We start from the raw sequence: 21,018 nt of genomic DNA, 5'->3' as shown, positions 1-21,018 counted from the left end.
GCAAGCGATAGTATATACTTTTACGCAGGCCACACAAGTTAAAGTGAATGCCCCTTTAAAGGTGCTGTCAGACAAATGAGAACTCGCATTAGATTGCTGGTACAGCCTGAATCTATGCGCTCAACAATTGACGCTACTCAGCTAGAAAATTGGCTCTATTCAGCTCGAAATTGAGGCATGAATAAAGGTGGCGTGAAGGGTAATGATACGTATCAGATCGTTTGCACGGGTAACTCTGCTTCAGCGATGGATGGTGCTGGGGTTAGGTGAGCCAAGGGTACTTAATCCTATTTACGCTGTTGTAATTTTTTCTAACTACTCGCTTGCATTCACCGTATCCCACATTGTTACCAAATCCATTATGTAGAGGTGGATTGAGGTAGCTGAGAGATCAGTACAGATAGCGCCTTGGCGGCTGGCATTTCGTCATTTCACTTATTCGTTAGTTAAAATTTGCTCCATGCAAGGCATAACCATATGATTTATATCGTCATTATATTGGATAACTTTTCTAGTAATGGGAGAAGGCCTTTCCTCTCCTTCCAGAGTTGTAAAGCTTTATGCCCTGAGTCCTTAGTGCCGATCTTTTTTTCGATGTCCGAAAACTCTGACCTGACCTACCCAAACCTCGCCACTATCGGCAGCCTTAAGCCTGCGTTCCACCAAGCAAATCCACAATTTTACTCACATGTGCATCAAGTGCATCCGCTTTACCCTTGCCCTCAACATTCAAACGCACGAGCGGTTCGGTATTCGAGCGGCGCAGGTTGAAGCGCCAGTGGGCGAAGGCGAGGCTGACACCATCCGTTTCATCGAGTGACAGAGCATCCGCGCGGTAGGCTGAAAATACGCTTGCAATCGCCTTTTTTGCGTCAGCAACTTTAAAATTCATCTCACCTGAGCTCGGGAAAACCGCAAACCTATCTTTCACCCAATCGCCCAGTGAGCTCCCAGACCGCGATACAAGCTCGGCAATCAAAACCCACGGGATCATCCCACTATCGCAATAGGCAAAGTCACGGAAATAATGGTGCGCTGACATTTCGCCGCCGTAGACAGCCGCATGCGAGCGCATTACCTGCTTAATGAATGCATGGCCCGTTTTGGATTGCACAGCGATGCCGCCTTGTTGCGCCACAATGTCTTGCGTATTCCAAATCACTCTAGGGTCATGGACGATCTTGGCGCCCAATTCTTTTTCCATGAAGATGGACGCCAATAGGCCCACGACATATTCACCTGGCACAAATTGACCAGTTTCATCGAAGAAGAAGCAGCGATCGAAGTCACCGTCAAATGCGACGCCGAAGTCCGCGCCTTCAGCTTTGACAACATCAGCAGTGGCAAGATGATTTTCCGGCAGAAAGGGGTTGGGGATACCATTCGGGAATGTCCCATCGGGTGTGTGATGCACGCGGATAAAGTCTAGCGGTGCACCAAGCGTCAACAACCGCTCTGAAAGCGCATCAAAGGTTGGCCCCGCCGCGCCATTGCCAGAATTCACAACCACTTTCAAAGGCCGCAAGGCTTTGACATCCACAAAGGTGAGCACACGATCCACATAGGCCCTGCGCGCATCATTTGACCTGTCAAATTCACTGGCTAGCTTGGAAACATCATCCCAGTCCTGAGAGCTCGCCAGTGTCTTTATAACTTGAAAATCACTCACATCATCCAATGGGCGCGACCCCGATTTTACGATTTTCATCCCGTTGTAATTGATCGGATTATGCGACGCGGTCACCTCAATCCCGGCGCAGGCACCAAATTCGGTCACGGCCCAATACATTTCCTCCGTACCCGCCATGCCAATGTTGATGACATCGGCACCCGCATGGCGCGCGCCCTGAGACGCCGCGGCCGCAAAGGCTGGGCTTGTTTTACGCGCATCAAATCCGATCACAATCGATTTAGCGACGAAATGCTGCGCAACTGCCCGTCCAATTCGGTAGGCGACGCCTTCGTCTATATTGACACCAATTTCACCGCGAACGTCATAGGCCTTGAAACAGGTCAGCTCGGTCACTGCTTGCCGCTCCTTGACGCTAGCGTCGCCTCAGCGGCAAGACCGGCTTCTTCTTCAAGCGCTTTGATTTCCGCTTTAAGCACTTCGAATTCCTCGCGCTTGCGTTCTATAAAGCTGTGCGTAAGGAGGGACTTTTCTCGAATGCATTTTGGCGTCAGGAGATAGGCATATTGACCTTTACGGGACTTTTTCTTGAAATTGCCTAGCTTCACAAAGCCTTTTTCAACAAGGGCGGAGAGCGCACAATAAGCCGACCCAATTGAGATCCCAACTTCATCCGCCACCTGTCGTGTGGACATCTCAGGGTGTTGCGAAATGAGCCGCATAACCCTCAAGCGAATATCAGCTTGCTGCTCCTCGCGCCGACTAGCCAAAATGGCCCCCAAAACGGCTACCGCAACAAGCCTCGCTACACTTGCAGGCTCGGGTGAAGAGGAATAACGGTACGCTACAAAAATGATCATTACTGTTCAGGAGTGAATGGTGCATCAAAGCGCCCGCCAATTTAACGCGAAAATCTCAAGACAGACAACAAGTCACGCATGAATTTGTGACCGGCCTCTAACTGGGCAACCTCTATAAACTCATTTGGTTGGTGCGCTTGAGAAATATCACCGGGCCCGCACACTACTGCAGAATATCCTGCATCTTGAAATTGCCCCGCCTCAGTTCCATAGCTTACGAAGTGATCGCCATTATCACCAGTAATCGAGCGGACAAGCAATTCGGCTTCGCCGCTACTTTCTGGCTTCAGAGGCGTGACTGCGTAACGGGAGGTCAGAATGATATCTGCTTCCGGTCGTATAGCTTGCATCGCTGTTTTTACCTCCCGCACTTTTTCAGCATACATGTGATCCAAATTTTGGGTATCGTCACTTGGAACTGCTCGATAGCCCATGTTGAACTGGCAATCTTTGGCGGTGATATTATCCGCCGTTCCACCAGAAATCGTGCCAACATGCCATGTTGTGTAGGGCGGATCGAACATCATTGCTAAAGGTTCCGGCTCTTTTGAGCGGTTAATTTCATTCTGCTCTGTTGCCCATTGGATAAGTCTTGCACCCTCATGAATAGCACTAACACCTTGATAATGAATTGAGGAATGAACCTCATAACCTACTACTTCAGTTGTAAAGCCAGAGCCACCTTTGTGGCCTGTTACTGCTTTCATCATGGATGGCTCCCCAACGATTACGGCAGAACCTTTTGGAACTACGCCTTGCATAGCTGCGATCATTGGCGGCGCACCAGTGCAACCAACTTCTTCGTCAAAACTTAGCGCCAATTGTAGTGGCCTAGACACGCCGATAAAGTGCGCCTCGACCAATGCCCAAATTGCTAGGGCATCAAAGCCCTTCATATCGCAGGTGCCACGGCCATAGTACCGCCCATCTTTTTCAACGACCTCCCAAGGATTCGTTTCCCAATTCTGGCCATCGATTGGTACAACATCAGTATGCCCTGACAAAACTATTGCCCCGGCAATTTCTGGTCCAACATGGGCAAATAGGGCAGCTTTATGAGGTTGATCTGGATCAGTCCAACGGTGTGCAGATATCCCATGCGAATGCAGGTAGCTCTCAACCCAATCTACGAGCGGCAGGTTGGTCTCACAGCTTACTGTTGGAAAGCTGATCAATTTACACATCAAATCAAATGGGCTTAAGCGATCAAGATTTTCATTTGCCATTTTAAAATCCATTCAAATAGGCTCGGAGTAATGCAAAAATTATCCACATCAGGTCAGATTAATCTTACCGCGGCGATTACGCTACTTCAGGCCAGTTTCAGTTTCTATCGTATACTAGACGTAGAGGAGCGGTGGGCCTAGGAATTTGTTAGGTGCTGTCAGACGAATGAGAACTCGTATCGAATTGCTGGTGTAGCCTAAATCTATGCACTCAATAATTGACGCCACTCAGCTAGAGCAGCGGCGCGGTTAAGCTTGAAATTGAGGCGTGAGTAAAGGTGGCGTTCCTGGTTGAGGTGGTTCTAGAGTGCCGCTTGGACGTAAGCGAATTTCTGTAAGGTCGGCCCACGCCTAAACTTAAGCATCGCCCTTTCTCGTCGTCGGAACGGCAGATGAGAGTTTTCAGCTCTGTTGTTGACCCAGCGGCCTGTTTCTTGGCGGTCAGCATTTCCTATTATCGTCATCGCTGCGCGGTAAGATCACGGCTTATCAGTTACGATAACGTTTGGATTTCCGTGCTGCTTCATAGATTTTTAGATGAATTTCAATGCGTCTAAGAAGGTGTTCTACATTACGAAGCGAAATTGGAAACCAAACATACAGCATTACAGAAATCCGAATGATCTCAGGGACTGTTTTGTCATCCGATGGCGATAGGTGCCTGTCCTGCCCGCATCAACCAATTTTCTTCTGACAGTACCCTTTAGCCACCTATTTAGAGTTATCGGGTCCTTTTTTGCATTAACAACTGATTACCGTTAACACTTACGAAGGCACCCATGACGTGCATGCCCTAATCTTGGGCCGCGCCCAAACGGGCCTGCAGGCTTTCTTTTAAGCATTCAAAGGAAAAAAGTATGGATCGCGCAGATATCGTTCACGATGCTTTTGTCGCCCGTGTTACCGCAGGTGAATTTCCCAGTGGCAATCCGCCATCTGGCCCTTTGTCAGAGACTGAGGCGGTCGCTATTTTTCGTGCGCAGTGCCTGAGCCGTAACCTTGATCGGCGGTCACGCAAGATGCAGACCGATGGCCAAGGGTTCTACACCATCGGTTCCTCTGGTCACGAGGGCATGGCAGCAGTTGCCTCCGCCCTACGGCCAAACGATATGGCGTTTTTGCATTACCGAGACGGGGCGTTTCAGACACGTCGTTCTGCGATGGTTCCAGGTACGACACCCACTTGGGATATGTTGCTCAGCTTTTCCACCGCGAAATTTGACCCCATGTCTGGCGGACGGCACAAGGTGCTTGGCTCTAAAACAATGAACATTCCACCCCAAACCTCCACCATCGCCAGCCATCTACCAAAAGCCGTCGGTGCAGCGTATTCCGTAGCACTGGCCAAACGGCATCCACCCGAACACAAAGTGCTGGAAGACGACAGTATTGTGATGTGTTCCTTTGGTGATGCATCTGCGAACCATTCCACTGCCCAAGGGGCAATCAACACCGCCTGCTGGACGTCCTACCAATCCGTCCCATTGCCGCTATTGTTTGTATGCGAAGACAACGGAATCGGGATTTCCACCCGCACTCCGCTGGGCTGGATTGGGGCAAATTTTGCCAACAAACCGGGCCTAAAGTATTTCAAAGGAAATGGTCTTGATCTATTTGACACCTTTTATGCCACACAAAAGGCGGCAGAATATGTGCGCAAACGCAAGAAACCAGCATTCCTACACTTGTCCCTTGTGCGCTTATATGGCCACGCAGGCTCAGATTTGCAACAAACCTATCTATCGAAAAACATTTTTGAAGAATGGGAACAGAACGACCCTTTGCTGCATTCCGCGCGATTACTGACAGAAGGCAGAGTTCTTACAACCGACGAAGCACTTTCGATCTATACCGAGACCGAGGAGCAATGCACCCGCGTCGCGGAAGAGGTGATCCAACAACGACGCCTGTCTACCGCTGCAGAGGTGATGGCTTCCATTGTGCCACCCAAGCGGGATTGCAAACCCACGAACGGCCCATCTGCGCGAGCACGCGAAATTGCATTCGACAGCGATATCAAACAGATGTGTAAAAAACAACCAATGTCGCGGCTAATCAACTGGGCGCTAACCGATCTTATGCTTGAATATCCAGAAATTGTAATGATGGGCGAAGACGTTGGCCGCAAAGGTGGCGTTTATGGCGTTACGCAAAAACTTTGTGATCGTTTCGGGCAGGACCGAATTATCGATACGTTACTGGATGAGCAATCTATCCTTGGGCTAGCCATCGGTCTGGGCCACAACGGTTTTATCCCGATGCCTGAAATTCAGTTTCTTGCTTATCTGCACAACGCCGAGGATCAAATCCGCGGCGAGGCTGCAACCCTGTCGTTCTTTTCCAACGGCCAGTTCACCAATCCAATGGTGCTGCGAATTGCGGGACTTGGGTATCAAAAAGGCTTCGGTGGGCATTTCCACAATGACAACTCGCTCGCCGTTTTGCGCGACATACCCGGTGTGATCGTTGGCTGCCCGTCCCACGGTGCAGATGCAGCCAAAATGCTGCGCGAATGTGTGCGATTGGCCCGCGAAGAACAGCGCGTTGTTGTTTTTGTGGAACCTATCGCGCTCTATCCCGTGCGCGATCTACATGATGAAAAAGACAGCGGCTGGATGCATACCTACCCCACCCCGGATCAATCCATTGCCCTGGGCGAGGTTGGTGTTACGGGTAACGGTCCCTTGGCCATCATCACCTATGGAAATGGCCACTACCTATCGCACCAGGCCACCAAAATTTTGGAACAACAGGGTATTGAAACTCGGATTATCGACATCCGCTGGATTGCTCCACTCCCAACCGACGGTATCTTGTCGGCAATCAACGGTGCACAAAAAATACTCATCGTAGATGAATGTCGCGGTACGGGTGGTCAATCCGAAGCCTTGCTTTCCATGCTCACTGAACGCAGCGATTTGCCTGCTGCACGCCTCGCCGCAGAGGACAGCTTTATCGCCACTGGTCCGGCTTATGCCACCACACTGCCCAGCCGTGACAGCATAGTTGCAGCTGCCACAAAACTTTGGAACGCGTTATGAAACAAACCGCAGTTGTTATCGCGCCCGGGCGCGGCACTTATAACAAAACCGAACTTGGCTATCTGGCGCGACATCATCCAAATGCACCTAATCTTGGCCAGTTTGATGCCTTTCGCATAAAGCTTGGTCAGAAAACAGTTAGCGAACTTGATACCGCTGCACGATTTTCTGGCCCTACACACACGCGCGGCGACAATGCATCGGCTCTGATCTATGCCTGTGCACATGCGGATTTTGGGGCTATTGATCGCGACCGTTTTGATATTATTGGCGTAACAGGGAATTCCATGGGTTGGTATATTGCACTGGCCTGCGCAGGCGCGCTTGATCCGATGGGTGGGATGCAAGTGGTCAACACAATGGGAACGCTGATGCAGGAACAGATGATCGGTGGGCAACTTATCTACCCCTTCGTTGACGCGGACTGGAAGGAAATCCCAAATCAACGTGAAAACTTGATGCGCGAAGTCTTTGCTATCAACGCCCGCCCGGATCATGTGCTGGGCTTATCCATCGATCTAGGCGGCATGTTGGTGCTTGCAGGAAACGAAGCTGGGTTGGTTGCCTTTGAAAATTCGGCTCCCGTCCTTCAAGAGAGATACCCGATGCGCCTGCCGAACCATGCAGGCTTTCACACCCACCTGCAAAAACCTGTTTCAGAGCTCGGATTTTCGGCATTGCCTGAACATCTTTTTGATCAACCGAGCATACCCCTGGTAGACGGTCGGGGAGCAATTTGGCAACCCAAGTCGACAGATACCAACGCATTGTATACTTATACACTCGGACATCAGGTTTACGAATTATTCGACTTTACAGCTGCTATTCGTACTGCCGCACGGGAGTTAATGCCAGATGTGTTCATAATTCTAGGTCCAGGTACCACTCTGATCGGGGCGACAGCTCAGGCTCTTATCCGATCTAAATGGCGAGGATGGAATTCAAAATTAGATGTTCAAAAAAAAAACCAAGGTCAGCCAAGGCTTTTGTCGATGGCAGCAATGCACACATCAGTTTGATTGCGCTATAGTTTGTGCGTCAAAATAACAACAAAATTTGTAACAAAAACTGGTTGAAACCAACTCTGCATATTGGGCGCCAATATAAATTTTCACAAGGCCTCGAAAGTGACTACTGACGATATCAGCCAAATAGAAACTTGTATCGGATTGTAGCAAAGGTGCTGTCAGACGAATGAGAACTCGCATCGGATTGCTGGCGCAGCTTTAATCTATGCGCTCAACAGTTGGCGCCACTCAGTAAGAGCGGCGGTTCGATTGAGCTTGAAATTGTCTCGTGAGTAGAAGTGGCGCTCCTGATTGAAATGGTTGTGGACTGAAGAGTGGACTGCAGCGAACTTTTGCAAACATCGCATCTGTCGAAAGCGGAGCATAGCGCGTTCTCGTCGTCGAAACGGCAAGTGGGAATTTTCAGCCCGATTATTTACCCAGCGACCCGTTTCCTGCCGATCCGCGTTGCCAACAACTTTCATTGCAGCGCCATAGGAACGTAGTTTGTCCGTCACAACTACTTCTGGCCCGCCGTAGCGCTTCATTGCTTTTCTGAGGAATTTCAATGCTGCCTTGCGGTCTCGGCGCTTGGTTACATAACTTTCAAGCACCTCACCTTCGTGATCAACGGCCCGCCAGAGGTAATGCGTCTCTCCGTTGATCTTCACGAAGACCTCGTCCAGGTGCCACTGCCAGTTCGAATACGATCGCATCCGACTAACCCGGTTTCTTCGTATCTCAGCAGCAAACATCGGACCAAATCTATTCCACCAAAACCGAACTGTTTCGTGGCTGATCTCAATGCCTCGTTCGTGCAGAAGATCTTCCACGTTACGGAGTGAGAGCGGAAAACGAACGTACAGCATCACAGCCAAGCGGATGATCTCAGGACTCGTTTTAAAGTACCTGAATGGGGAGTGTTTTGTCATGCGGCGAGGCTACAAAACCGCCCGCCCCGTCTCAAGTTAGTTTTATCTGACAGTACCGCGCCACCAATTATCATTTTAGGAGGTGAAACGAGCCGAACCCGTAAATCATCGATCTCGTTCTGGCGCATTCCACCGTCCATCACATGAATAAACCTGTGCCCCAATGGGCTATGGATTCCACAATGACGCATGTGCTTTAACAGTCAAGTATTTCGGAATTGACAGCGCAAGCAATTGACCGCTCAGAGCTCTCAGACTAATGAGAACTCGCATCAGATTACTTGCGCAGCCTGAACCTATGCGCTCAATAATTGACGCCACTGAGTGAGAGCAAACCACGCGAAATCTGTGATGCAGGGGCGCAGCTATTTAGATAATAGAGTTACACGTCAATCCACCCCTAAGAGAGTGGCCGATAAGGGTGATAGGGTTGGGCGGCCGATTGCAAGTTTTTATAAACCCAAACCATTTAACCTGTGGGTACAGCATCGTCTTGAATTTGGAAGCCAGAGCGTTATTTGTAGTCCAACGGAAAAATAAATGGATGAAATAAATGAAGCTTTTTTGGTCAATATTTTCTGCGTCAATGGCTGTCATTTTTTCAGTTAACGCGTCTCATGCTGAGGAGAATTCAAATTTTTCCATTGGGTTAGTTGCCGTCGCTGGTAGCTCAATATATTCTAACGATAAAACTAGATCAGCCTTCATGCCATCCCTCAGCTACAATTCTGAAAAAATTTCAGTTAGCTTTGAGAAGGGATTGTCTTACAAATTCTTTGATGATGGAAAAGTCAGCATAGGTGCTTCTATAAAGCCCAATCTTAGGCCCTATAAAAGCAGCTATTCGACTGATTTAGCTGGGATGAAAAGAAGCAACTTTTATGACGGTGTTCTAAATGTGTCATATCAAATGTCGCGTGGGCTAAAAGCTAAGTTGGCAATCGGAAATGAACTCACAACAGAACACAATGGAAATACAGCTGACTTATCACTTAGCCAATTCTTTCCAATTTATGGACAGCCAATTATTTTTACAGCAGGGGCTAAGTGGTATGATGGAAAGCGTGCAAACTATTTTTATGGCGTGAACTCCAGTGAAGTCTCTGATCAACGTACTCGATATGCGCCCGGTAGTGCCACTTTACCCTATCTATCGATAAATACCTTTCATCCGATCAATAAGCATGTAGATTTGTTTGCGAATGTTAATTTCAACTTCTTTCCCAGCAATGTAGTTAACAGCCCAATTGTTGAGCGCAAAAGTTCAGCATCTGTTGTTATCGGATTAAATTATAATTTCTGATTAATTAATTTATACCTGAGCAGGCAGGAGGGTGCCTGCAGCCCCACACGTCCAACCCAACCCCAGACCCAGCCCCTGTTGCGCCTGTAGCGGATCAGACTGGCCGAGCGAGATGAATGGGGATGGGTTCAAACGGAGGTGTCAAACAAATGCGAACACCCATCAGATTGCTGGTAGCACCTAAATCTATGCACTCAATAATTGACGCCACTCAGCGAGAGCAGCGGCACGGTTCAGCTGGAAATTGTCGCATGAGTAGAAGTGGCGTTCCTGCAGCCTTTCACGGATAGCCTCAACCCCACACCCAGCCTGCGTAGCGCCTGCAGCGGAGCTGAGTGGCGCCAGCAGGCAAATAGCCGCGTAACCGCATGCCAAAACAAACATGTTTGCACCGACGCGCAGGCGTGCGGGCGCGTGGCAAATATAGCGGGTATGGTCAACCAAAGGGGGGGACAGCATCATCGCCAACCGGGTGATCTCAGGGCTCGTTTTGAAGTACCTGAATGAAGAGCGTTTTGTCATACGGTGAGACTACGAAACTGCCCGCCCCGTCTCAAGTTAGTTTCTCGTGAAAGTGCCGTTCTAATTTGTCTGACAGCACACAATAAACCCACCCACTTTTTAATGATTTCTAGCACATTTTTGTGCGATATTTAAAGATGGACTGCAATTTCTGAAATTGTAGAAATATCAATCTCCATTATGAAACACCCCCCTATAATAAATTTCTGTTACTGGAAAGCATACGTGCACTCCGCGTACCCGCAGGGCGGTCGTGCCAGAAGGACCCGCTCACTTAGCTTTTTAAAGTTTCTAAACCGTTGCGGCAAAGCAAAAAAGAGGGTAAAGAGCGGCATGAAAACTCCTAAATATTGCCGCCTCGCGCGCCAGCGCGCGTGAGCAACAGTCTCGAACCTAAAATTGAATTGATACAAAGTTTCCGTAAACGCAGACAACACGCGTTACACACGCCGGTTCAGAAATCACCACTTAGAGATTTGACCCGCCCCTACCCCAATACACGAATCTCTTTAGGACTGCGACTTTAGGGAATTTGATTGTACAGGTAATTCTCAGAATGCATTATGTCGCTAGTGCGATTTCAAAAGTGTAACGTCAAGCGTAACGTGATAAAGCGTTTTTATATATTAATTAATGTTATCAGTTTGATAGTGTCTTAATATGGTGCCCCCACACGGACTCGAACCGCGGACCTACTGATTACAAATTACATGGCCCCTGTTTTCATAGAATTGCATGGGTATTCATTTTATTCATATTTTTGATTACTTACAGGAATATAACCTCTCATAGCATTGCATGGCGTTGCATCAAAGCGTATGCTTTTTGTAACCCATATGTAACCCAAGGCTCTCCATGCCCAAGCTCGCACAACAACCTCTAACGGAACTCGCAGTCAGGAAGGCAAAGCCTGCCGACAAGCGTTACGACCTGTTCGACGCCAGCGTGCGGGGTTTGGGCTTGCGGGTCGCAACGTCAGGAACAAAGAGCTGGTTCATGATGCGGCGCATCAAAGGGCGCATGCTACGAACTACTTTTGGCAGGTATCCAGAGGTACCACTGGCCCTCGCCCGACTGAAAGCCCCCGACGTGCTTGCTGATATGGCAGATGGGCAAACAGCGGGGCAGAGAAGAACGGACCTGTTCCGCGTTGTCCTCGATGAATGGCTTAAAAAGGATCAGGCTAAAAACAAAAGCGTTCATCAAGTGAAGGTCGCCATGTATAAGCACGCCCTGCCCGCGTTCGGCCCTATGCCCGTTGCATCTATAACCAAGCGCGATGTGAACAGGCTAATCGACAAGATCGTAGATGCCGGCAGCCCAGTGGCAGCTAACCGGGTTCTGGCTTTCACAAAGCGTTTCTTCTCTTGGTGCAAGGAACGAGACATTCTCGAACTATCGCCCGCAGAGGCCATCAGGCCACCATCTAAAGAAAAAATCCGTGATCGTGTTTTAACTCTAGATGAGATGAAAAATATCTGGGCCGCATGTAAACAGATGGGTTATCCATGGGGACCTATATTCCAGCTGCTACTGTTAACGGGTGCACGTCTCAGAGAAGTCTCTCAGGCCAGCTGGAGTGAGGTCTCGATTGCAGATGGTACGTTGGACCTGCCCGCAAGCAGAACCAAGAATAAAAGGTCCCATCAAATTCAACTGTCGGATCAGGCGCAGAACATCATTCAAGCCTTGCCGAGGGTCGAAGGACAAACCCTGTTGTTCACCACGAATGGAACAACGGCAGTATCGGGTTTTAGTAAGGTTAAAAAACGTCTTGATATTATCAGTGGCGTTGCCGATTGGCGCTTTCACGATCTCCGCCGCAGCTTCGCCACCCACAGCACTGAAAGGCTCGGTATTAGCCCCGTTATAGCAGACAAAATATTGAACCATGTGACCGGACAGGTACGCGGTGTTGCTGCTATCTACCAACATGGAGAATATCTCGAAGAACGGCGATCGCACTTACAGAGGTGGGGCGATTTCATTGAGGATTTAGTCGCAGATGAATAAGGGAGCCCAAGCCTAGAACGGCTCTTAGCCGAGAAGAATTATTGCAAGCCATGGAGCCTGTGAGAGACCTCATTCCAGAAGATAACTATAACCAATTTCTAGACCAAGTATATTCTGCCATAGAGATTTATTTGGATTTAGACGAACCAAGCATGGTTGCGAAAGAGTTAAGGGAAATAAATCGGATATGTCAGAAGCCCAACTACACTCTGCTAAACATACTTGAAAATGTCAGTACGACTACAAAGGGTTTGCTGGAAGGATCGAACCTTCTGGAAGGGGCAAAACCGTCTTCCGACGTTACCTGATAAAGAAGATGAAGTCTGGAATAAATGCATTAGCCCAAGAGTTACGCCAACGCATCATCGTTCACATGAAGCCGCTATCAGACAGGAGAGGCTACCGCTTGATCGGGTCCTCCAAAGAAGGTCGACCATCAAAAGACCGTTTGAGCGTTTTAGTTTCCTTTTTGGCCGCCGCCTATGTCAGTGCCACAGGGAAAAACTATAGACGCAGATGGGATAGCGAGTGACCTACCATTTCATCAAATCCTCGAAGCATTATTCAAGGCTTTGGGCATTAATACGTCCACAGACGAAGCTATCAGAAGACAACAAACCCACGACGTAAAAAAATAAGAAATTTTCAATACTTTACCATCAAATGACTGAAATAGTTTCACTAATAAACTGGGGGAGTTTCCCCCGATGAAAATAGCTCAAATTTTGGCCAAGGTGTTTGCATGTCTATAACCGCGAAGGAAACACCATGGACAACACCGCAAGCGTTAAGAAATTTATCGTCCTGCCCCAAGTTCAGGAACAAGTACCATACTCGGCCAGCCACATTTGGCGCCTAGAAAAATCTGGAAAATTTCCTAACAGGATTCGTCTTGGCGGCAACAGGGTCGCTTGGCTGCAGTCTGAAGTGGACAGTTGGATCGAGAGTAAACTCGCGTCACGGAACGGCAACACAAACTAAAACTCACGGCGCGATGACCGTGAGTTTAACTTAGCGTGTAATTTTCAGGTTACCGTTAGAGTATAGCCGATCTGGTCATGCGCCTCAATGATGAGGAACATAAATATGACGACGGACCCCAAAAAGAAACTTGATCCATTCGATCCCGCACAGTTTCGTGCACTAAACACAATGGATGGCAGTGGTGACGGTATTCGAAGGGAGTTTACCCATATACTCACTAGCAAGCCAAAGAAGTCAGCCTTTTTCAGATCACACGCTGAACCCACTTACAGGCTGCCGGTTAACATCATTGAGTATAACAGCGGGATGATGAAAGAAGAATTCCTTGTAATGCCCGCTGTTACCGAGGCGCTCGTTGAGGAAACCAAGCCAAAATTACTAGTGCTATGCGTTGATAAGATGGGCACCCCCTTCTTATGGCTGGCTCCCCGCCAAGCTGAAGACGGGTTCCAACGCAACAACCTATGGAACACCAGCGCGTTAGAAGCCCTACGGTTGTCAGAAACGAAGTGGGTGCGGATGTCAGCCAATATGGCCGAAGGGGCATACACCATTCACACCAGTTCCTCAGATAGCGAGCCCGATTGGCCAGACCTTCCGCTTAGTGAACTTATCAAACTTGGTTTTGGCGAGGAGCGCATTATCCGCGATATGAACCATCCCGTGATCCAGCGGTTATTGGGGTACGAATGATGAATTATCTGGACCTCTATAAAGATGTAATCGCTCTCGACTTTGAGTTTGTCGCAGCAGACGGGGAGCGGCAGCGTCCCATTTGTATGGTTACAAAGTCTTTGAAAACGGGCGGCCAGACACGTTTGTGGGTAGAAGAGGGGATGCAATGTCCCCTCCCACTTGGGCCAAAGTATTTATATGTGGCCTACTTTGCTTCGGCTGAGTGGAACTGCTTCCTGAGCCTTGGTTGGGACCTCCCTACCCGCATCATTGATCTCTATCCAGAATATCGCCGGATGACGAATGGGGCTGTAGGCTACGCTACGAGATCTGGATATGGGCTGCTCGCCGCAGCGGGCGCTTTCGGCGTAGCCACAATGGATACCAACCACAAGACTGACATGCGTAATCTAATAATGTCGGGCAGACCTTCGTCCGCTGAGCAGCAGACTGACATTCTTGAATACTGCGCCGAAGATGTCGAAATTACCGGTAACCTTTTCAGGGAAATGTGGCCAAAGATTGCAACGGACCAACTTGCCCTCACCCAAGCTCTACTGCGCGGCCGCTACACTGTTGCAGTAGCGAAGATGGAGTTTTCTGGAACGCCAGTGGATACAGAACTGTTCGCTGGTCTAATGCTGTATTGGCCTGAATTGTGCCTCCAGCTAATTGAAGCTGTTGATCAGGAGTATTGCATCTATGAGGGCTCAACCTTCAAACAAGCAAAGTTTGACGGCTGGGTCGCTGCACAGGCTATCCCATGGCCCAAAACTGATAACGGCAAGTTAAAACTCGACGAGGCAACCTTTCGTCAAATGTCGAAGTCCCATACCCAAGTGGCGGCGCTACACGAATTGCGCGTCACTCTAGCTCAGATGCGAACGTTGAAGCTACATATAGGAGCAGATGGGCGAAACCGTACCCTGATTAGCCCCTTCGCCGCCAAAACCGGTCGCAACCAACCATCAACCACCAAGTTTATATTTGGTAATTCTGCTTGGTTGAGGTCGCTCATCAAACCTGAGGAAGGCTATGGGTTGGCATATGTCGATTATTCAAGTCAGGAAATTGCAATTGCAGCCGCTTTAAGTGGTGATCCGAAGATGTGGCAAGCCTACGAGTCTGGTGACCCCTATATGGCTTTTGCAATCCAAGCTGGACTTGCGCCGGAGGGTGCCACCAAGGCGAGCCACAAAGAGGTTCGCAACCGCTGCAAACAAATCGTTTTGGGCGTGGGCTATGGCATGGGGGCAGAGGCTCTCGCGCTTGGGGCAGGCATCCATAGAGTAGAGGCTAATGGACTGCTCAACAGCCACAAGATGACCTACCGCGTATTCTGGAAGTGGGCAGAGGCTAATCAAATGCACGCCCTGATGGGTGAGCCGTTGGTTACACCGCTTGGCTGGAAGATCCAGCTGCGCGGGGATCCGGACCCAAACGACAGAAGTTTGCTAAACTGGCCGATGCAGTCAACGGGTGCGGATATCATGAGGTTGGCGGCCTGCATGTTGACGGAAGCTGGCGTAGAAGTTTGCTGTCCCATCCACGACGCGTTTCTGGTACGGTTCGCACTCGCAGAAGAGATCGATGTGATTGCTAAAACCACCAAACTTATGGTCGATGCGTCGGAGATTGTCATGGGTCAAGGCTACGCTTGCCGCGTCGACGCAGACATCGTGCGCTACCCTGACCGATATATGGACGAGAGGGGCGAGGTAATGTTCAGCAGAGTAATGACTTTGCTTGATATGCTCAGGGTCAAAGAAAGGCCGAAACCGGCCCATAGTTAGGTCGGAACCGTCCCACCCGCTGCAACTTACTCTTCTTACTTATATATAATATAATAGGGATAATACTGATGGCATTTAGGCCGATTAAGTCACCACAAAGGTACCTGTCATTAGACTTAAAGGCCTGTACTGAGATTTGTCCCGACTGGTTACTTGTATTTTTTGAATTACTGCGACAACAGAAAATACAAGGCCTTGTCCAAGGTGACACGATTGGGATGCGCAAACCCATTTGGGATTCAGCCGGTATCACCACACTAGACAGGCGCAAAAAGGTTATGAACCATTTAGAGCGAATAGTTCCTCTGGATGTCATTGAATTCAAGCGGCGCAAGGGTGTTATCCCCTTGGCTATAATTGGGCCAAAAATGGCAGAGTTCCATAATAGATACAGTTAATGATTGAAGTCAGCTCAATGCATACAGCTCAAAACCTCAAATGAATTTGCGCAGCTATGAATTCATCACACCAATATTATAGGCCCATGGTCCCAGGACCGCGGCACTTGTTTGGGTGGTACCCCTTTGCGGCATCCCTGCTTGCCCCTGCGGAAGGCCGCAGTAACCCCCACGGTAATTGTCTACTATCACCGGTTTAAAGTTCCCAATCTTTGCGCCAGTTCTTGGACAGATGACCGTGGTCCACGAACCAAGACTCCAGCTCCTTCAGTTCGCCGCGCATCTGCCGCCCCTCCTCTGCAAAGCGCCGCGCTTCTGCCCGTTTCTCTTTGGTGTAGAGCCCGTGTTTGGTTCTAGCCTCTGTGAGTCGTGCAAGACCGTCCTTGGTCCTCGGACCGGTGCTCGCGCCTCCATGAAGCTTACAGCGGCCCGCAGGGAGTCTAGCGGGGCGTTGGCACAAAGTACCCCTGCGGGTCCGGGCCTCGCAACGAATACCCTGCCAGTTTGGGCCGTAAAGCCATGGTTTGGGATTAGCTTTCATTGTGCTCACATATCATCGGTTTATGGGGTTCTATTATACCCCATCTTGGATGACTTTGCTAGGCATGCGTGGCTTGGTCCACGGACCGCGGCCCGAGAAAAACTAACCAAGCCCAACTGTGTTGCGGCAACGCTATAAGCAAGACGTGGGTGCGTGATATATGATCCGATAGTGGACTGGCTATTGGTTCCCAGTCCTCGGGCCTAGGCGGGATGGTCGAGGAACCCCGGGCCAGGTTTCATATAGCGAAATGCTGGGTTTTTTGTCATTAGATGGGGTTACAAAATGGCCCTGCCCGTCTCAAATGGTTTTGTTTGGCAAGACCCATTAATGGCTAGGAAGGACCCGAAATACGCCAGCCTTTCGCGCTACGCTCACGAAGCGCAATGAAGAAACCAGACAAGAAAATCACGGTTGCTCCAATCCAAGTGTAAATATCCGGGATCTCTGCGAAGAACCAGGCACCGATCATTGCGGTCCAGATCAGCTTGAGAAAGTCGAACGGCATAACTGCTGTTGGATCGGTTTCCTTGAGAGACTGGCTAATTGCCATTTGCGCAATTGAGCCGAACAGACCAATCAACACCATCCAGCCCAGTGTCTCAAGCCCGAATGGCTGCCAAACCCATAGCGCCGGAGCGATCGAGAAACCCCCAAGGAAAATGCCCATATAAGCGACAATAGTTAGGCTCGACTCTGTACGTGATAGGATCTTGATAATGATCATCGCAACAGCCCAAAGCGCTGCCGACATGGTGACCAATAGCGCACCCGTGTCTATAACCGCTAGGCCCGGCCGCAGAATGATCAGCATGCCCACGAAACCCGATAAGATAGCCACCCAGCGATAGATGCGAAAGCGCTCACCCAGCATTAGAACGGCAAGAATGGCCATAAAGATAGGCGCGGTGAAGCTAAGAGCCGTAACCTTCGCAATCGGTGAAATCGAGAGCGCCGTGAAAAACATTAACATCGCGGCCATATTGATTACGCCTCTCAGCGCGTGCAACCCAAGCCGCTTTGTGCGTAGAATAGCAAATCGAGACTGCATCAAAAGTGGAAAAAGAAAAGCCAAGCCAAAGATGTTACGGAAAAAGGCGATCTGAAATGGCGGCAGGACCTCCGCGACGAAGCGAACCAGTCCGTGCATGATTGAAAATGCGACCGTGGACAAGCACATCAACACTATCCCGCGCATGACAGGCGTTTGACGTTTCCAAAATGCGCTTGCCCCTTGAATGCCGTACAACTGTTTTGCCACGATCCCTCATTTTCCATCGAGCCGACTAAGCCATTGAGTCGATATTATACGGTTCTTTTCTCAAACAAGCCTGGCACGATTGGCCATTGCCGTCGAGGCATTCATGGACAACGCCTACTTATATTTAAACTCGGACCAGCGTTTGCCCACACAAAATAATGAAAATACGCATCAGATTGCTGCCACAGCCTAAATCTATGCGCTCAATAGTTGGCGCCACTCAGTATGAGCGGCGGTTCGATTGAGCTTGAAATTGTCTCGTGAATAGAAATGGCGATCCTGATTGAAATGGTTGTGGACTGAAGAGTGGACGGCAACGAACTTCTGCTATCATCGGACCAAATCTATTCCACCAAAACCGAACTGTTTCGTGGCTGATCTCAATGCCTCGTTCGTGCAAAAGATCTTCCACATTACGGAATGAGAGCGGAAACCACACATAAAGCATCACAGCCAAGCGGATGATCTCAAGGCTCGTTTTAAAGTACCTAAATGGGGGGTGTTTTGTCATTTAGGCAAGCCATAAATCCGCCTGCCCGCTTCGACTAAGTTTAATCTGACAGTACCTCTCAGACATGTAAAATTCCCTGTCTGGTAATATCCCTAAAAATCGAAAGACTTTTCAATGCGATCCAACGTGCGCATCGCATTTAGCGTATCGTGCACTGACCCGTTTGGTTCACGGCCCTCTTGGATAGCTGCGAGGAACTCCCGGTCGATCAACTCGATACCGTTGTCTGATACTGCCACATTGCTGAGGTCGATTTGGTTTTCACGTCCGTCAAACAAATCGTCATATCGCGCGATGTAGGTCCCGTTGTCGCAAATATAGCGGAAGAATGTTCCCAAAGGTCCGTCGTTATTGAACGACAAAGACAGGCTACAAATTGCACCAGAAGGCGTTTTCATCCCGATAGACATGTCCATTGCAATGCCCAAAACGGGATGTTTCGGCCCTTGCAGGCCATAACATTCTGACACAACCTCGCCCGTTTGGTATTGAAACAAATCAACCGTGTGACAGGCGTGATGCCACAGCAAGTGGTCCGTCCAGCTGCGCGGCTCACCTTTGGCATTCATATTCGATCGGCGAAAAAAAAATGTCTGCACGTCCATCTGTTGGATCTTCAATTCGTCCGCATCAATCTTGTTGCGGATCCACTGGTGTGACGGATTGAAACGGCGTACTTGACCTGCCATCGCCAACGTCCCTGTAGCCTTCTGGACATCACAAATCCGCTGACTGTCTTGCAAAGAATCGGCCATCGGGATTTCGATCAAAACGGGTTTTCCCGCCTTCATGCAAGCTATAGATTGGTCTGCGTGCATCTGTGTAGGGGTGGCCAAAACTACAGCATCCACATCTTGACGCGCGATACAGGCTTCAAGTGAAGTAGATGCAAAACCGATCCCGCGCTCGGCTGCGAGCGCATAAATCTTGGATTGCGTTGGCCCCATCACGGCCGAGACAGTGACCCCTTCAATAGCACTCAGCGCGTCCAAGTGTTTTGTTCCAAAGGCACCATAAGCCCCAGCTACACAAATTTTCATATTTTTGCCTTCTGATCTTTTTTGTTCTCTAGAATGATATGCCCGACCGCCGTATTTGATGCGGGTACATGATAGTGGCGGTGTATTTCCTCGACGTCATCGTCGAGTGCGCCGCGCATGACGTGCCACATCACCATTTCCACGCCTTCCGATCCTGCCTCACGCAGATAATCGATGTGCGGCGTCTGAGATAGTGCGACGTGGTCTGACGTCAGACGGTTTAAGAATTGAGTGTCCCATTCCTTGTTGATCAATCCTGCACGTTTATACTGAAGCTGATGGCTCATTCCACCAGTGCCAAAGACCACCACATTAAGGTCTTCGTCGAAACTGTCGACTGCGCGGCGGATCGCTTTGCCCAGATTGTAACACCGATTCCCTGTGGGTGCGGGGTATTGCACAACGTTGACGCACAAGGGGATGACCAAACAAGGCCATTCATCGTCGATACCCTTGTCCCCAAACATCACAGACATCGGAACAGTCAAACCATGGTCGACCTCCATCTCATTCATGATGGTGATATCAAATTCATCCAAAATCAACGAGTGCGCAATGTGGCTTGCGAGCCTTTGGTGGTTCTTGACAACAGGTACCGGGCGGGGGCCCCACCCTTCATCCGCAGGTGCAAATTCTGGTGCGCATCCAAGTGCAAAGGTAGGGATGCAGGTCGCATCAAAGACAGTACAATGGTCGTTGTAGACTAGGAATACCACGTCAGCTTTTTGTGCTTTCATCCATTCACGAGATTTCTCGAAACCTTCAAACACTGGCTCCCAATAGGATTGTTTGGTGATGCCACTGTCCATCGCCACGCCAATTGCGGGCACATGGGAACACCCCACGCCTGCGGTAATACGCGCCATTACTCTTCTCCCTTTTCGTCCCATTCGTGCTGATACCGGTTGCCCTCGGGCGAACGCCCTCCGGCGATCATCATTGCGCGATATGCCTCGTTGCCCATGCCCGTCATTAGGCCTGCAAGCTGTTGAAAATTTATTCCATCATTTGCCGCAAGCTTACTTGTGTAGTAGATGTTTCCACCCAGTTCGAGCAATTGGTTCCAGTCACGATCAATCACCGCTTGTCGCTGCTCTTCGGTCATCTTGTATTTATCCAGATATGCACCCTCATCCGCACCAAAGGCTTCGCGGTTGGGGGCCTTGCGCAGTGAAATGCAGAACTGATTGAGTTGATACCCCTCGCGCCCTCTGTCGGCATCAAAAACAAAGGTGCCGGGGATGTCTTCGTAGTCCTTATTCAAACCCATGTGCTGTTCCT

At 49.5% G+C, this 21,018-nt stretch carries 16 protein-coding genes and 3 pseudogenes; 8 read left to right on the top strand and 11 right to left on the bottom strand.

Features of this window, described 5'->3' with window-relative positions; translation table 11 throughout:
• Positions 1–646: 646 nt before the first annotated feature.
• The 4 genes and pseudogenes from ABLW18_RS02705 to ABLW18_RS02690 form a co-directional block, all read right to left on the bottom strand.
• Positions 647–2,026 carry a phosphomannomutase gene (locus ABLW18_RS02705; protein ID WP_347823334.1) on the bottom strand — a complete coding sequence of 460 codons (1,380 nt, stop codon included), beginning with the start codon at positions 2,024–2,026 and terminating at the stop codon, positions 647–649.
• Positions 2,023–2,490, bottom strand: coding sequence for a MarR family EPS-associated transcriptional regulator (locus ABLW18_RS02700; RefSeq protein WP_347823333.1), 468 nt, complete (start codon positions 2,488–2,490; stop codon positions 2,023–2,025). Before ABLW18_RS02700 ends, ABLW18_RS02705 begins: the two co-directional genes overlap by 4 nt.
• Before the next feature lie 41 nt (positions 2,491–2,531).
• Positions 2,532–3,716, bottom strand: coding sequence for an acetylornithine deacetylase (gene argE, locus ABLW18_RS02695; protein ID WP_347823332.1), 1,185 nt, complete (start codon positions 3,714–3,716; stop codon positions 2,532–2,534).
• 203 nt (positions 3,717–3,919) lie between these two features.
• Positions 3,920–4,340: pseudogene (locus ABLW18_RS02690) on the bottom strand (DDE-type integrase/transposase/recombinase).
• Between the two features lie 124 nt (positions 4,341–4,464).
• On the opposite strand from ABLW18_RS02690, the pseudogene ABLW18_RS02685 reads away from it, so the two are divergent.
• The 3 genes and pseudogenes from ABLW18_RS02685 to ABLW18_RS02675 form a co-directional block, all read left to right on the top strand.
• Positions 4,465–4,554: pseudogene (locus tag ABLW18_RS02685) on the top strand (glutaryl-CoA dehydrogenase); the annotation flags it as partial.
• Between the two features lie 19 nt (positions 4,555–4,573).
• On the top strand, positions 4,574–6,757 hold the full coding sequence (locus ABLW18_RS02680) for a thiamine pyrophosphate-dependent enzyme (RefSeq protein WP_347823331.1): 2,184 nt from the start codon (positions 4,574–4,576) through the stop codon (positions 6,755–6,757).
• Positions 6,754–7,776: an ACP S-malonyltransferase gene (locus ABLW18_RS02675; RefSeq protein ID WP_347823330.1), complete on the top strand. Its 1,023-nt coding sequence runs from the start codon at positions 6,754–6,756 to the stop codon at positions 7,774–7,776. Before ABLW18_RS02680 ends, ABLW18_RS02675 begins: the two co-directional genes overlap by 4 nt.
• A gap of 212 nt (positions 7,777–7,988) precedes the next feature.
• Here the strand turns inward: ABLW18_RS02675 and ABLW18_RS02670 are convergent, their stop codons facing one another.
• Complete coding sequence (locus tag ABLW18_RS02670) at positions 7,989–8,696, bottom strand: IS6 family transposase (protein ID WP_044050508.1); 708 nt, start codon at positions 8,694–8,696, stop codon at positions 7,989–7,991.
• Positions 8,697–9,249: 553 nt separating this feature from the next.
• On the opposite strand from ABLW18_RS02670, the gene ABLW18_RS02665 reads away from it, so the two are divergent.
• The 5 genes from ABLW18_RS02665 (at position 9,250) to ABLW18_RS02645 (ending at position 15,986) form a co-directional block, all read left to right on the top strand.
• Positions 9,250–9,999 carry a MipA/OmpV family protein gene (locus ABLW18_RS02665; RefSeq protein ID WP_271551771.1) on the top strand — a complete coding sequence of 250 codons (750 nt, stop codon included), beginning with the start codon at positions 9,250–9,252 and terminating at the stop codon, positions 9,997–9,999.
• A gap of 1,377 nt (positions 10,000–11,376) precedes the next feature.
• Complete coding sequence (locus ABLW18_RS02660; RefSeq protein ID WP_347823329.1) at positions 11,377–12,534, top strand: integrase arm-type DNA-binding domain-containing protein; 1,158 nt, start codon at positions 11,377–11,379, stop codon at positions 12,532–12,534.
• Positions 12,535–13,302: 768 nt separating this feature from the next.
• Complete coding sequence (locus ABLW18_RS02655; RefSeq protein WP_347823328.1) at positions 13,303–13,515, top strand: AlpA family phage regulatory protein; 213 nt, start codon at positions 13,303–13,305, stop codon at positions 13,513–13,515.
• A 105-nt stretch (positions 13,516–13,620) separates the two neighbouring features.
• Positions 13,621–14,211, top strand: coding sequence for a hypothetical protein (locus tag ABLW18_RS02650; protein WP_347823327.1), 591 nt, complete (start codon positions 13,621–13,623; stop codon positions 14,209–14,211).
• Positions 14,211–15,986 carry a DNA polymerase gene (locus ABLW18_RS02645; RefSeq protein WP_347823326.1) on the top strand — a complete coding sequence of 592 codons (1,776 nt, stop codon included), beginning with the start codon at positions 14,211–14,213 and terminating at the stop codon, positions 15,984–15,986. Before ABLW18_RS02650 ends, ABLW18_RS02645 begins: the two co-directional genes overlap by 1 nt.
• Positions 15,987–16,580: 594 nt before the next feature.
• On the opposite strand, the gene ABLW18_RS02640 is transcribed toward ABLW18_RS02645, so the two are convergent.
• From ABLW18_RS02640 to ligA, 6 genes and pseudogenes are all read right to left on the bottom strand, one after another.
• Positions 16,581–16,925: an HGGxSTG domain-containing protein gene (locus tag ABLW18_RS02640; RefSeq protein WP_347823325.1), complete on the bottom strand. Its 345-nt coding sequence runs from the start codon at positions 16,923–16,925 to the stop codon at positions 16,581–16,583.
• 334 nt (positions 16,926–17,259) lie between these two features.
• Entirely contained in the window at positions 17,260–18,186 is a 927-nt protein-coding gene (locus ABLW18_RS02635; protein WP_347823324.1) for a DMT family transporter, read from the bottom strand.
• Positions 18,187–18,520: 334 nt separating this feature from the next.
• Positions 18,521–18,697 (bottom strand): annotated as a pseudogene (locus ABLW18_RS02630) (IS6 family transposase); the annotation flags it as partial.
• Between the two features lie 92 nt (positions 18,698–18,789).
• On the bottom strand, positions 18,790–19,737 hold the full coding sequence (locus ABLW18_RS02625) for a Gfo/Idh/MocA family oxidoreductase (protein ID WP_347823323.1): 948 nt from the start codon (positions 19,735–19,737) through the stop codon (positions 18,790–18,792).
• The gene (locus ABLW18_RS02620; RefSeq protein ID WP_347823322.1) at positions 19,734–20,603 is read right to left on the bottom strand and encodes a class III extradiol dioxygenase subunit beta; all 870 of its coding nucleotides are present in this window, start codon (positions 20,601–20,603) and stop codon (positions 19,734–19,736) included. The genes ABLW18_RS02625 and ABLW18_RS02620 overlap by 4 nt, the downstream gene beginning before the upstream one ends.
• Positions 20,603–21,007, bottom strand: coding sequence for a protocatechuate 4,5-dioxygenase subunit alpha (gene ligA, locus ABLW18_RS02615; RefSeq protein WP_347823321.1), 405 nt, complete (start codon positions 21,005–21,007; stop codon positions 20,603–20,605). The genes ABLW18_RS02620 and ligA overlap by 1 nt, the downstream gene beginning before the upstream one ends.
• Positions 21,008–21,018: the final 11 nt, after the last annotated feature.

Origin of the sequence: uncultured Planktomarina sp., assembly GCA_943788425.1 — a bacterium.
Taxonomy (GTDB): Bacteria; Pseudomonadota; Alphaproteobacteria; order Rhodobacterales; family Rhodobacteraceae; genus Planktomarina.
This window is presented reverse-complemented; position numbering and strand designations above follow the sequence as displayed.